Source organism: Clostridium sp. AF34-10BH (assembly GCF_003478095.1).
GTDB classification, from domain to species: Bacteria; Bacillota; Clostridia; order Lachnospirales; family Lachnospiraceae; genus Acetatifactor; species Acetatifactor acetigignens.
This window is the reverse complement of the sequence record NZ_QUEC01000007.1, coordinates 1-14,800: the sequence shown is the minus strand read 5'-3', so window position 1 is coordinate 14,800 and position 14,800 is coordinate 1. Positions and strand designations below refer to the sequence as shown.

The following is a 14,800-nucleotide window of genomic DNA, read 5'->3' as shown; positions in this document are numbered from 1 at the left end:
TCTGTCATTCTCCGTCTTTTCTATTTCTAGTCCAGTTTTTTTCACTGGCTACTACTTTTGCCGGATTTCCACCAATCACGCATCCTTCTGATAGTACTGCGTTCAAACTTCTGTTACATACAGCACCTACTGCAATAATAGAATTATTACATATTTTGCATCCCTTAGTCAAAATTGCTCTATATCCGATCCATACATGGTCACCAATAATAATATCTTGAGAATAATTTGTACGTTTTCCATGCTCATCCACAATCCCATGCCCATCCCCTGTAAAAAACCAGACATCTCTCGAAATCATACCATCACTGCCAACAATTATCTTACTTCCTTCAATTGCTGAAAAAACAACTCCTCCCGTAGTGGTTGTCCCTGCTCCGAGTGTCACACTGTTATGATCCTCTTCCATAGCAAAAATGGTATCTTGAATAGAACAGTTCCTACCAATTATGATCGTATTATCATTACCACTTATTTGAATTTTTACATGATGTAATCGTACCCCATCCTCTATTATTACTCTGTTATTTTTTCCATGGGATCTGATTTTGACACAGTCCAACACAATGTTGTGCCCCTGCCTTTCTACTATTGCACCACCCTGCTTCCAAAATGGACCGTTCTTTAAATTATATACTTTAATGCCTATTCTTTTTACTATGGTTTTCATATTTCACCTTGCCATTATCAAAAACAGCTTATACTTTACAGGAAGTTTTTTTAATGCTGTTATGCTTTTTCTATTTTTTTTAAGGAATTGAAGCATCTTTCTATATTCTTCAGAATTCCCTTTCTTCTCTTTTAACAGAATCCTCATGCTCCCACAAGCAAACGTCGTTGATTTCGTCAATAATGTTTCTTTGTACTCAGGGTATTTACTGCATGCCTCTTCATATCTGCTTTGATATTCTTCTGCCCTTTCATAGGAATTTATAAATGTTCTCGCATATACAAAAGAAGTATTGTTCTGTCTTACCGTATAAAAATATAATTTTTCACTAGTGTGTGCTTCAAGTCTGATATTTGGTAATATTTGGCGCATAAACCGCATATCTTCGATTGTTTTACTATGCGGAAAACGACAATCACCTATAACTTCTCGTTTAAACAAACGATCTGTTACGTGTCCGCCCCAAATATCACAATAGATCAACTCATGATATTGTTTTCCCCCACACGTAGTCTCTTCTACAAAATTCTCTGTATCAATCTGTGTCTCGTCCGACAAATCGTCGCACCTCGCTACATCTGCCTCGTACTTCCGAATAAGTTCCACCATTCTTTCATACATTGTGGGAAATATCCAGTCATCATTATCCACAAAGCCAATATACTCGCCTGTGCAATGATCCAATGCCAGATTTCTGGCACTCCCCTGTCCACCGTTCTCCTTATGGAATACTTTTATTCTATCATCTTTTCTCTCATACTCCCGGCATATTTGTAAAGAATCATCCGTACTTCCGTCATCAACCAACAAAATCTCCAGATTTTCATATGTTTGATTTACTATGCTGTCCACGCATCTTCGAATATAATCGTGTGCATTCCACACGGGAATGATTACTGATACTTTACCGTTATTTATCTGCATGTCTTTTCAATCTCCTTTTTACACCCTGAAATAGTTCCCTCAGATGTCCATATCTTATATATAAATAAATATGTTCTATATCATCCTTCCACTTTTGAAATTCATTAATCGCATACGTCCTGTCATGCATCTGTTCATACTTGACATCTCGGATAATATACAAGGGGTGGCGCAACGGAAATTCCAATTCTAAATTATCGTTTTCAAAAATTCTTCTATATCTTTTGGGTATTGTCCGTATATCATTCCCTGAATGTGTAGCACCCGGAACCATCCCTATATTTTTCACCAGATTTACCATCGGGTTAATTGCCAAACGCGATTCCATTATCATTGCGGCTGACTGTGCAAATTCCCACGACTGTATACTTCCGGTAGTGCGATTGTCTTCTCTGTTTTTAGCAGCCTTAGGTATATAATCTCTATATACTTTCAGACAACATTCCTTAACGTAATCATCCACCTTTTGTGTCAGATCAGCATCATCCAGGTAATCGTAATCCTTTGCAATTCTCTCCACATCGTCCCAACAACGTTTCCAGGTAGCCCATCCGCAACCGGAACAAGCCTGTGTAAAGTAATAACTGTCTTTACAATAAGGATTCCTTCCAAAACGCTCCATTCCACAGATCATACCGATTCTCTCATCCTTCTCATAGCGAAGTAATAATTCCTCCATGAACGGGAAAAAAGAACTTGAGCACAAACAATCATCCTCTAAGATAATCAACTTGTCTACTATCCCAAACGCCCAGGAAATCGCACTATATTCCCTGGGATCACAACTCATATTTTTCTCTGCATAATTGCGGTAGATCTCACAAGGCCAATCAATCCCTGCCAAAAGTTCTTCTACTCTTTTCCTGCATTCCGGAACTGCCTTCTCATCATGAGCATTTCCTTCTCTGGCTCCGTCTTGTGCCAATAGCAATACACTTGGCTTTGCCTCCAGTATTCTCTCCAGTACAAGTCCCGTCGTGTCTACTTTATTAAAAAAAAGTAATAAGACTCCGATTCCTTCTTTCATAAACTCTCCTCAATGTTTTTAAAAACAAAACTTATATTGTAAATTCAATTTGTAGGCATAGATCAATAAAACTCCATATAAAATACATTTAACTATTTTTGCAGATTTTCCTTCGAATGATTTAAGAAGCATCGGCAACAGACATAGCATAAAGAAAATATAATAATATCCAAGTCTGAACAATACATCCAATATCGCAGATGTCGCTATCAGTACTTCCGAAATAATCGTTCCATTTATAATATTTCTGTCCCGTTGATCCCTTATTTTCAAATAATGTGACTTGTCAAGAAGTCCCGTTGCTATCACAATTAACAGCATTAAGAATATAAATGTATACGATCCGATTCCCTGAGAAGCGGCATAATTGGAAAACATTCCTAACGGTATGTATTGAAAAATTTTGGAGCCAAACAGCATAAATACCACAGACGCCCCAATTGCTATTATGTATTTACCCAAATAGTCCTTTTTATAATTACATACAAAATAAAACGGCAGCATAATAATTGCAGTACTGTGAAATGTCATTGCAACCAGACACAACAGCAAAAATTTCACAGGCTTTTTATCAAGAATTAAATCATATCCCCAAAAGACAACCAGACTCACTGCAATCGTCTGACGAATACCTGTAAGCAAGAAAAATTGGAATAAAAAGGATTGGAATATTACATAAGACAAGCATAGATTTTCCGAATACTTATATAAAAACCTTCCTAATCCCCAGCATACAAAAATTGCTACTGCAAACAAATATATCCGAAAGTTTGGAATTAATGTTGCAAATAATTTTGTCACCAACTCCGATCCTACATCTCGTGAATTATAATTTCCAAATTGAAAAATTCTTAAAAATAGATTTTTCCAGGAATACAAGTCCAGTTCAATTAATTCACGGAAATGATTTTCATAGTTCCAAGTATCTGCTCCAATTGAAATATCTCTTAATGCTGATATTAAAATCATTTGCAAAGATACTATACCTATAAATATCTTCTTCTGTGGATTACGTTTATTCAAAAGGATACTTCCCCAAAAAATAGTAAGAAGCATATTAAATAAGTAAATATTCATAAGTTCAATTTTCCTCAATTAGTGAATGTATTGCGTCCATATATTGCAACATATTCGTTTTACTATCAAATTTTCTATGTGCAAAATCCAGTGCCGCTCCCCTATAATACCCCTTACCGTTCTTCAACACCTTTTTAACTTCCCTAATATACCCTGCAACATCGCCCAACTCAGCCAATGCTCCTCTGGTATCGTCAATCAGTTCCGTACATGCCGTAGTTCTATATGCTACAACCGGGGTTCCACAAGCCAACGCCTCTGCCGTTGTCTTTCCGAAGGTTTCTTGCCTGGAAGGATTCAGAAAAACACTTGCAGCTGAATAGTATTCAGCCAACTTTGTGTTATTATTTACAATCCCCACTGTATAAATGTTTTCCATTGTTTCTACACCATTTATATTAGCTCCAATCATGACGATTATCAGTTCCGGGCAATCCAATGCCACTCTTTTAATTTCCTGAAGTCCTTTATCGTCTCCCCAGACGGACGCAACTGCCAACGCAATCTGTTTTCCCTTAAAGTTCTTCCATTCAATTGGAAATTCTACAGTGGGTTTAAAGATTGTCTGATCTACCCAATTATAAACAGTGGTAATCCGGGCATCTTTTAAAATCGACTGTCTTGCTTCGTCTTCTAACCAATGAGATACTGCAATTACTCCTTTTATCTTAATAGCATCATACCATCTTTTCTTATCTGCTAATGCCCTTCTCGATGTGTCAAAAAAAAGACTTTTATTCCATTTTCTCATAGATGGACATCCGCCACACTCTTTTTTCCACTTTTCACATTTTACATCAATATAATGGCAACAATGTCCTGTAAAGAAAAAACAATCATGTAAAACAAAGATTACCGGTATCTGGTTTTCAGCTATATACCTAAATAATAGTTCAAAATTAATACAATTGCTATGAAGAACATTTAAAAGGATAACGCTGGGACAATACTGTTTTAATTCTCTTATCAGTGCTTTCGTAGTAATATGTGAAAAATACCCTTGAAATCCGGTTACTCTTGACAATATTGCATGACCTTTTTCATCCAATTTGTTAGAAAAAAGAATAATGTCCGATGTTTTTTCTTCTTCCTTGTTGTTGATTCGTGTCACATATACTCTGGATTCACAGCCGGTTTCTTTAAAAAATTCATGAAGTTCTTTTACATTTCTCCCCGTGCTGTCAGCACTTCCATACGTTGTATTAATTTGCGCAATTCTCATCATCTGATTTTTCTCTCTAAAAGGATATTTACAGCAAACGGGAGATAATAATATGTTTTTAAAAAAATGCTCTCTTTCATGCCAAAGCGCTCTCCCTTAATTTGAAAATACTCCGCTTTATACATTTTCTTCAAATATTCTCTCTTCTCTTTTTCATCGACACAATCTTTTGCTCTTGCATAGAGTAATGTTTCTCTGATGCATTTTTCCTTTTGCGATATAATCGCCAATCTTTCTTCCTGTCTGTTGCGAAAATATTCTATTCTTTCATCAAATGCATCCAATATATCTATGTTCAAATAGGCTTTTTTCTTGTGCATTATGCTATCTGGCTGTTGGAAATAGTAATACAAGCCATCTGACATGACCGCTATTCCATCGCTCTCATAAACACATTTATAGGTATAGTATTCATCCTCATTGATTCTACCTTTGGGAAAATATCTGTCCTTTATAACTGAACTCTCATACAATTTTCCGGGTGCACACACATGTACATCCCTATTTTCAAAAGCATTTCTTTTATTATATACTTTATATTTTCCATTTCCGGTAAATTTATAAGCATCATCCTTCCCTCTGACAAATTCACATTGTACTATCTGACAAGATGATTGTTTTAAAACTGTCAGCATCGATGATATCATATCAGATGACACATAATCATCCGAATCAATAAAAGTAACATATTCGCCCGTAAACACTTTAATTCCTGCGTTTCTGGCATCAGACAATCCCCCATTTTCCTTATGGATTACTATGATCCGGTCGTCTGTTTCCTTAAATGTATCACATATGGTACCTGAATTGTCCGTTGATCCATCATCTACTAATATGATTTCCAGATTTCGATATGACTGCTGCATAATACTTTTGATGCATCTTCCGAGATACCTGTCTACATTATACACAGGAACAATTACGCTCACTAATTTATCCATTACATTCCATCCTATGTTTTATTTATTACATATCATTTCAAAATCTTTCAATAAATTTTCTTGAACTATTTTTTTCTGATGGTTTTTCTTACAGCATACGAAAGCCTTTTGCGCATATGTTTCAATGAGATCCGGATGATCACAAAGCTTTTGCAGGCTACGCCTTAGTTCTTCTTTGGATTCTACACAAATTGCTGCATCTTCTCTCTTTAAATAGGTCCACCCCGATTGTTCTTTCCAACAATATGCAAGAACTGCACATCCACTAAACAGGCAATCAATTATTTTAGTAGAAAACGATAATCTGGTTGTCAGCCTCTGGCTTAACTGTTGTGATTCCGTATGCAGTGCAATGTCGGCTTCTCTATATATCTCCGCTAATTGTTCTTGTGACACTGCCCCTTTTACATAGCTATTGATGTTATCATTTAATATTGCATTTTGTTTCTTTGTAAGCTGGTCTTTTGTATAAATCTCAAGTACCATTTTAACACTATCCTTGTTAACTTCCCTTAAAATTTCTACAATATCCATCAATGCCTTCCAACGATTCATATAAAGCTTTCCAGCATATATAATTCTAATTGGTGAATTAATCGGTCTGGCTATATATTCATCATTTACGAGTGTACCACATTTCTGCAATATTTTCATATTGCAGCCGAAACGTTTCTTATAATCCTCCAATTGTTCATAAGACAGCGTATAATATATCTTATATTTTTTGACCATATCTCGCAATCTACGCCGTACCATGAATCGATTAATCCAATATAGCGGAGAAAATTTGAATTGTCGTAATGAATATTCATCGTCTCCTGTAAATGCCACAAGGGGGGCGCTCGATATCCCGGATACTATCTTTTCTAATCGAAGCATCTTGCAAGATGCCATTCTTTCGCTAAATATAATATCCGGTTGAAATTCATCAATAAACTTTTTCATTCCTTCAATATCGTATTTTCCCCACAACCACAATACTTCTCGAAGAAATCTTAACCAATCACCACTTATAGACTTTAAGAATCTATATAATTTTTGCGGTTCCTCTTCTGCTAATGAATTTTTGTCCTGGGATGTATTCTGTAACCAAACTACTTCTTTTCCTGCTTTTTTTCCGGATATAATACTTTTAAGCATCATACTGTCAGTGATCTGGTAGTATTTCTGGCAGCATTGATTATAAGGTTCCCCCGGGCTTGCATAAATATTTGCAAATTCGGCGTCCATTCCCTCAAACCAGTTTGATGTTACATTATTTCCGTTTGTTATATCATTCCACGCTTCATATGATAGTACTAATATCTTCATAAATCTTTTACCGTTTCTGCTTATAGGAATTGAGAATAAATGTCCTTCATAATCTCGTCCGTATTCTTAATATCAAATCTTTTTACGGTTTTTAAATTATTTATTCCACACTTTTTTCTAAATTCCACATTTTCATACATCTTTTGAATAGCTTTCTTCATTTCTTCTACAGACAAAGGATCAATCAAGCAGCAACCGCTTACGCCATTCTCAGTATAATCCTTTATTCCATTTACATAGGAAGATATCAAAGGTAAACCACCCGCCATTGCCTCTAACGGCGCGATTCCTAATCCCTCTCTTACAGATGGATGCACAAAGCAATCTGCCGCATCACACAATTCTACAATATCGGTTCGAAATCCTAATAACGTGACCTTATCCTTTAATCCATATTTTTCAATTAACTGCTGATATTCTGTAAACAATTCTCCTTTGCCTACAGCCCAATAATAAATATCCGGATTATTTAGTTCATGCAAGGCTTTTATAACAACTCGCTGATTCTTTCGATCCTGCAATTCTCCCACAGAAAGCAATACAAATCCTTTTTCAGGAACCGCAAGCTCTTCTCTTTTCAGTTTTCTATTCTGTTCCCGTTCTTCCTGGCCAAGTTCAAATCGGTCTATGTTTACTCCGACTCCCGGAATATATTTTGTTTCTTTAGCATGAAACTTTTGTTTTGCTCTTCCATAGTCCTCTTTATTGATGGTAATCAGCACATCTGTCCATCTGGAAAGCAATTTTTCAATTGGATAATATATCATCCAGTTTTTCTTAGGCCCACCCGTGTAAAAGTGAAAACCATGTGCCGTGTAGATTACTTTGATTCCTGTCTCATGTGCCACAATTCTTCCAATCACACCACCAATAGGTGAATGACAATGAATTAAGTCGTATCGGTTATTCTCCACCAGCTTCCTAACCTGTCTGTACGCTTTATCATCCTGAATAAGATTCATTACGTTACGTGTAAAGTCCACCTGATAACACTCTACACCTTTTTCTTTAAGCTTGCTCTTCAATTCAGTAATTTTTTCATCTGAACATGTACTTCCAAATCCAAAGTTGCATGCCACATCTACTTTATATCCCATGTTTAACAGGATATCAATGTTTGACATATTAAACTGGTCAATCATAGATGCTACAGATGCAAGCATTAATACACATTTCTTCTGATTCACAATATTCGCCTCTGTTAATTTAACAGATTCCTCGAGTGTGCTTTTCTGATAATCAATTCCCTGATACTTTGACAATTCATGTGCATAGCAGTTATTTCCAAATGCTTTATTAATCAATCCACCAATCTTTCCAGGCATTTTTCCTCCGACAGCCACCATTGGACGCATTATTTTAAATACAGCAATTTTCTTACCACTTATATTAGCAATCTGCCTAACCATAACTGATGTATTTGTCCATTCTGCATTCTGAGGAATCAAAACAATCACATTTCGTCTTATTTTCCTCACTAACATTACCTGGCATAAAAACTCGCATAAGTTCTCAATATACAGCATGGATCTCTCATTATCCACATCCGGAAATACAGGGAGTTTTTTTGCAAGTTTTGCCAAAACAGGGTAATTCCCCTTACTTCCTTTTCCATAAATCATAGGCGGTCTGAGTACGATTACCTTAAAGTTATCATCCGCCAATTCTCTTATTGCTACATCCGCCTGTAATTTACTATCCCCATAAAAATTAGCCGGTGTCGGAATAGTATTTTCATCTATTATCTTCTTTTTCCCATAGGGAGCAGACTCTCCATATACGATCATAGATGACATAAAGATAATTTCTTTTACGTTTTCCTCTTTTGCTTTTTGGGCTACTTCTATCGTAAGATCCGTGTTCACCTGATAGTATTTTTCTTTTGTTTCATCAGATACATTGCCAACATCAGCATGTGCAATTCCTGCCACATGATAGATAATATCATATTGAGAAAAATCGTATTCTTTCCACGCATCTCCCATCATGTCCAGTTCGTCTATCTCAAAATTTTCCGGATAGTATTTTTTTGCATAGTCAATAAAGGATTGACCTATATAAGATCCTGCGCCTGTAATAAGAACTTTTTTTTTCAAGGCTTTATCAACTTCCACCGCCTCTCCAAATCCAATATTACCAATGAGTTCTTCTTTTGTTTTCCCTTCTGTATAGTTGCGACAAGCTTTTGTCATTGCTCCCGTGCCACCTTCTACTACAGTATCGTCATGTCCTACTTTTGTCACTGTTCCAAGCAGGCATTTCAAATCAAATGCAGGGGAACTATGCTTAACCCCATATCCGTCCAGTTCGCTTTTCTTTTCTATGGAGATAGAATCTCTTCCATTGATCTGCGCCCATCCGGTAATTCCGGGCTTGTACTCATTTACGCCATATTTATCTCTCTCAGCTGTAAGTACATCCTGATTCCACAATCCTGGTCTGGGCCCCACCAAAGACAACGATCCATCCAGCACGTTAAACAGCTGGGGAAGTTCATCCAGAGAATGCGCACGTAAGAATTTACCCACTCTGGTAATGTACTGCTCCGGATTCTCCAGCATGTGTGTCGGGGTGTCATGGGGTGTGCACATTTTCATGCTGCGGAACTTATACACACGGAAGTATTTCTTATTCTGCCCCAGTCGCTTCTGCGTAAAAAACACAGGCCCCGGATCATCAATCTTGATTGCCACAGCAATTCCCAGCAATAGTGGAGATAATGCCACAATTCCACCAAAAGATAATACAATGTCAAAGCAGCGCTTTACGTATTTGTCATAAAAAGACGGCGCATAATCGGAATTACCCACTGACTCCAAATGTCCTTTGGCTCCATCTGCATTTTCAGCGTCTTCTTCGTTTTTAACGAAGATTACCTTTTTTCCTTCAAAAGGGTTCTTTTCATCACCTGCACACTGCTTTTTCTGCATTGCAGATGCTACTTTCACCCCCGCTGTCGTCAGACCTGCCAGTGCTATAACACCGTATAATATCTTTTTCGTTGTCTTTTTCATAGCATTCCTCTACTTTACACCCTGATATGTCGGTACGATTTCTTTAATGTCCTCACGGATATTATCTGTCTCATCATAAGCGTCTTTGTAAATCTTGTCCAATTGCTTCTTGAAAACGTCATCATCAAATTCAATCGGTTTTCCAATATAAATCATCTTGTTTGCAGTCTTCTTCAGTCCCTCTTCGCTCATGAGGAGTTCCTCGTACATCTTCTCACCGGGGCGCAGTCCTGTAAACTTGATCTCAATATCTTCTCCCGGCTTGTATCCGGAAAGTTTAATGAGGTTCGTAGCCAGATCTACAATTTTTACCGGTTCTCCCATATCCAGAACGAAAATCTCCCCGCCCCGGGCATAAGCTCCGGCCTGCAATACCAGAGATACTGCTTCCGGTATTGTCATGAAATATCGAATAATATTGGGGTCTGTAACGGTGACCGGTCCACCCTCTGCAATCTGTTTCTTAAAGAGAGGAATGACACTTCCATTACTGCCTAACACATTGCCAAACCGAACAGCAACAAAATTGGTCTTTGACTGGCGGTTCATCATCTGAATGACCATTTCGCACATTCTCTTGGATGCTCCCATGACATTGGTGGGGTTCACAGCCTTGTCCGTTGATATCAGTACGAATTTTTCCGCACCGTATTTATCCGCCGCCTGGGCTGTACGATATGTACCAAATACATTGTTTTTTATTGCCTCATTTGGACTCACCTCCATGAGAGGCACATGCTTATGCGCCGCCGCATGATAGACAATATTCGGACGGTATTTTTCGAAGATGGCGTCAATTCTCTCTGTATTTCGTACGGATGCAATCAGTACAACCAGATTCAGTTGGGGGTACTTGCGAATCAGTTCCTGCTGAATCTCATAAGCATTATTTTCATAAATATCTACAATAATTAATTGTTTCGGTTGATGACTGGCAATCTGTCTGCACAATTCACTTCCGATGGAACCTCCACCGCCGGTAACCAATACCACTTTATCTTTTACATAATTCAACACTTCTTCGGTGTTAATTTGAATAGGTTCTCTTCCCAGAAGGTCTTCAATTTCTACTTCTTTTAGTTTAGCAACAGACACATCGCCATTAATTAATTGATACATGCCCGGTAAAGTTCGTAATTTACAACCGGTTTCCTTACAAATATCCAAAATTTCTTTTTTTGTCTTCGTATTTGCAGAAGGTATTGCAAAAATAATTTCATCTATATTATATTCACCAACTGCATCTATAATTTTATCTCTTCCACCTATAATTGGTACTCCGCGCAGAAATTTCCCATGGCATCCATTGTGATCATCAATAATGCATTTGACATTTAGGCTCAAATATTGGCTACTTTCTATCTCTTTTAAGATTGAATTAGCTGCCGCTCCAGCACCTATAAGCATTACATTATTTGCTTTCTTTCGTCCTGTAAATTCCGTTCGTTTAGAATTGATTAGACGTAAAATCCGATAACTAAATCTTATCGCACTGGTCATAGCAAATAATAATGCCCAATATATTACGTAATAGCTCCGTGGCATCTTTTCATCTAATATATAACAGAGAATCACCTGTGCTATTGCTGCGCATGTCGTGGCAAATATAATGTTCAATAATTCAGTTGCACTTGCATATCGCCATACGCTTTTGTAAAGTTTCCATAGTGCAAAAAAAACCAGTGTTACTATAATATTAAATGCAATAATATTTTCAAGTTTCTCAAAATACCCAACCGGAATGGAAGAAAAATTGAAATCAAACCGAATATATAGGGCTCCCACAGAAGCCACTATAATAGACATAATATCAAGTAGAATCAGTGCTATGATTCTATTAATTGGAATTCTTAAAAAATTATTGTTTTTCATCCTAGCATTCTCTTTTCTGACATCTTTATATCCATTACCATTGCTCTTTTCCACGCAAAAAATACAAGAATAATCGTTATTGCCCCACTTCCCCATGAATATTCCAACATTCCAAACAACAACGGTATCAGCAGAAGTAACAAATACGTATCACTTTCTATATTCCCTCTTTGTTCTTTCATCGCTAGTCGAACAATACTCCATAGCGCCAAAAGAACAAAACACGCTCCCATGCAAATGCCAAAATCTGTACTATATTGCAAATATATGTTGTGTGCATGTCCTATCCAATAATCAGCCACCAATTGGAACCCCTGCTCCGATTGTGGATGTCCAAAAAAATTTAAATGGTGTAAGTAGTAATTATAAATCGTCTTTCTTACTATAAAAGGATTTGAATATTCTTCGTATGTTTTTAAGACAGCTCTTTCTTCTCGTGTGAGTTCAGCTGCATATGACATTATAACAAATGGACTAGCTCCAAAAATTTTATCAGTAATAACTGTAGTTCTTCCGATTGCACTTTCTACTATTTCATTTATGTCTACGTATTTTTCTGAATTCCACAGATCCCATGAATGCACCTTTTGCTCACTCCATTCTCCCCAAAACCATACCGGATGATGGAACACCGGAGGCAAATACCTTGTTATCCCAAACGTCACCGGAAACATCATACATATGCACAGCATCAGAAGTAACCCGTTTCTAAAATAATGTTTTTTCTTTTTCACTCCCTGATAAAATCCAAGGAATAACAAACCGAGTATAAAGGATACCAGCCATACAGTTCTTCCAATTGTCATAAAAATAAACGAGTACACTACTCCTGCCCCAAGCCAGTAATACACTCTCCAGAATTTATGTTTGTTTTCTTTCGTCACATACAGTATTTTTCCAAACACTGCTGCCAACACAACCAGATAAAACAGGCCATTCAGGTTGCAGTTATTATAAATTCCAGTATATCTTACCTGATCATACGGTCGGAACACACAGCAGAATGCTTGAAATGCAAAAAAAGCGAAGATGACTCCGTTCATGATTCCCTGATACAAGTCCTCCTGCTCCTCTTCCGTAAAATCCGTAAGGTAAAAACATCCGAACATAATAAAATAGCAAAATGGCCATACATAATCACTTCTGGAAAAGATCATCAGAAGCATCATGACTACCCACAGCCCGAACATTCCCCTGTTCAGTTTCGGATACTTCTTTTCTTTCACTACACTGATAAACGTATGGATCACCACATAGCCAAAGAGAAAAACATCCAGACTGACCATCACACGTTCGTTCATGAAATATGCAAGAGGCTGTCCCAATACCACAAACAATGCCCCCGCCACCAGACCTATTCCTGTCCAGACAGCATACGGAATCTTATATGCCATAAATTCTTCCCATTTATAGTGTGACATAATAATAACGGCCATGAGCACTCCGGCCATATCCCGAAACATCTCTATGATTCCATCCAGCCCGGAACCCGTCTTGGTTCTCTGGTCAATTACACAGAACATGAAAAAGCAGATGGTATATAATATCCGCTTCTTTGACCATATGTTGAATGTTTTATCCTTTATTGTAAGTTGCATATTGATATCCTCATTTTCTGCTTTTTAATAAGACCATATCTTATTGCATACTCTTTTCTATTGTAATCAATTTGGACTATAAGTACAAGCTTTTCTTTATCAGTCTATGAATTCTTAAGAAAGCAACGGATTTACATATCGAATAGACAAACCCGATACAACTATTCATACTTGATGAAAAAAGGAGATTTACTTATGAATACTTTAAACAGATACACTGCAGAATATCTCAGCTATTGCGAATATCGAAAACGTCTGAATTTCAAGACATTGAAAGCATATCGGATCGATTTAAACCAGTATTCTGTATTTTGTAATAGCTCCATGGATTTTCTATCAAGAAATACACTGGATCTGTATATTACAGAATTGCATAAACACTACAGGCCCAAGTCCGTCAAGCGAAAAATTGCCAGTCTGAAAGCATTTTTCCATTATCTGGAGTACGCAGATCTTTTAGTACAGAACCCTTTCGACAAACTGGACGTACATTTCCGTGAAGCCAAGCTCCTGCCCAAAACCATTCCTTTTCATTCCATTCAAAAGTTCTTATCTGTACTCTATGCACAAAAAAATCAGGCTGCCTCTACTTATCAGTTGAGGTGCTGCCTGCGGGATATTGCTGTGATTGAGTTGTTATTCGCTACAGGAATGCGGATTTCCGAATTATGTTCCCTTCGTCCGTCGGATATCGATCTGGAGAATAACACTGTTCTAATATACGGAAAGGGATCCAAAGAACGCATCCTGCAGCTTGGCAACCCTGAGGTTATTTCTGCCTTAATGTTGTATCAAGATTCATTCAAAGCAGATATTTCCGACTGTGGATATTTCTTTGTCAACAAGCAAAAGCACAAATTATCTGACCAGTCCGTCCGTTTTATGATCAACCGCTATGCTGATCTTGCCGGAATAGAACAGCATATTACTCCCCATATGTTCCGACACTCCTTTGCTACTCTGTTGCTGGAACAGGATGTCGACATCCGCTATATTCAGAAAATGCTTGGACACAGTTCTATCAGCACGACAGAAATCTATACCCATGTGTCCAGCGCTAAGCAGAAGGATATTCTGGTGAATAAACATCCGAGGAATTTTATGGTGGTCAATAAAGGATAATACACAATTATCTGATGTTGCA

The 14,800-nt window shown here is 37.3% G+C and carries 11 protein-coding genes; 1 reads left to right on the top strand and 10 read right to left on the bottom strand.

Features of this window, described 5'->3' with window-relative positions; genetic code table 11:
- Positions 1-4 precede the first annotated feature (4 nt).
- The 10 genes from DWZ61_RS06950 to DWZ61_RS06905 are packed head-to-tail and all read right to left on the bottom strand — an operon-like array spanning position 5 to position 13,656.
- Positions 5-670, bottom strand: coding sequence for a hypothetical protein (locus DWZ61_RS06950; protein WP_118537879.1), 666 nt, complete (start codon positions 668-670; stop codon positions 5-7).
- A 3-nt stretch (positions 671-673) separates the two neighbouring features.
- Entirely contained in the window at positions 674-1,594 is a 921-nt protein-coding gene (locus DWZ61_RS06945; protein WP_118537878.1) for a glycosyltransferase family 2 protein, read from the bottom strand.
- Positions 1,581-2,621: a hypothetical protein gene (locus DWZ61_RS06940; protein ID WP_118537877.1), complete on the bottom strand. Its 1,041-nt coding sequence runs from the start codon at positions 2,619-2,621 to the stop codon at positions 1,581-1,583. The genes DWZ61_RS06945 and DWZ61_RS06940 overlap by 14 nt, the downstream gene beginning before the upstream one ends.
- An 18-nt stretch (positions 2,622-2,639) precedes the next feature.
- Positions 2,640-3,644 (bottom strand): EpsG family protein, encoded by a 1,005-nt coding sequence (locus tag DWZ61_RS06935; RefSeq protein ID WP_182427024.1) that lies wholly within the window; start codon positions 3,642-3,644, stop codon positions 2,640-2,642.
- A gap of 58 nt (positions 3,645-3,702) precedes the next feature.
- Entirely contained in the window at positions 3,703-4,923 is a 1,221-nt protein-coding gene (locus DWZ61_RS06930) for a glycosyltransferase (protein ID WP_118537875.1), read from the bottom strand.
- A complete protein-coding gene (locus DWZ61_RS06925) occupies positions 4,920-5,861 on the bottom strand; it encodes a glycosyltransferase family 2 protein (RefSeq protein ID WP_118537874.1) in 942 nt (313 codons plus the stop codon). Before DWZ61_RS06925 ends, DWZ61_RS06930 begins: the two co-directional genes overlap by 4 nt.
- An 18-nt stretch (positions 5,862-5,879) precedes the next feature.
- On the bottom strand, positions 5,880-7,172 hold the full coding sequence (locus DWZ61_RS06920) for a glycosyltransferase family 1 protein (RefSeq protein WP_118537873.1): 1,293 nt from the start codon (positions 7,170-7,172) through the stop codon (positions 5,880-5,882).
- A 20-nt stretch (positions 7,173-7,192) separates the two neighbouring features.
- Positions 7,193-10,186 carry a sugar transferase gene (locus DWZ61_RS06915; protein ID WP_118537872.1) on the bottom strand — a complete coding sequence of 998 codons (2,994 nt, stop codon included), beginning with the start codon at positions 10,184-10,186 and terminating at the stop codon, positions 7,193-7,195.
- Between the two features lie 9 nt (positions 10,187-10,195).
- Positions 10,196-12,058 (bottom strand): nucleoside-diphosphate sugar epimerase/dehydratase, encoded by a 1,863-nt coding sequence (locus DWZ61_RS06910; protein ID WP_118537871.1) that lies wholly within the window; start codon positions 12,056-12,058, stop codon positions 10,196-10,198.
- Positions 12,055-13,656 (bottom strand): hypothetical protein, encoded by a 1,602-nt coding sequence (locus DWZ61_RS06905; RefSeq protein ID WP_118537870.1) that lies wholly within the window; start codon positions 13,654-13,656, stop codon positions 12,055-12,057. Before DWZ61_RS06905 ends, DWZ61_RS06910 begins: the two co-directional genes overlap by 4 nt.
- Before the next feature lie 195 nt (positions 13,657-13,851).
- On the opposite strand from DWZ61_RS06905, the gene DWZ61_RS06900 reads away from it, so the two are divergent.
- Positions 13,852-14,778: a tyrosine-type recombinase/integrase gene (locus DWZ61_RS06900; RefSeq protein WP_118537869.1), complete on the top strand. Its 927-nt coding sequence runs from the start codon at positions 13,852-13,854 to the stop codon at positions 14,776-14,778.
- Positions 14,779-14,800 lie beyond the last annotated feature (22 nt).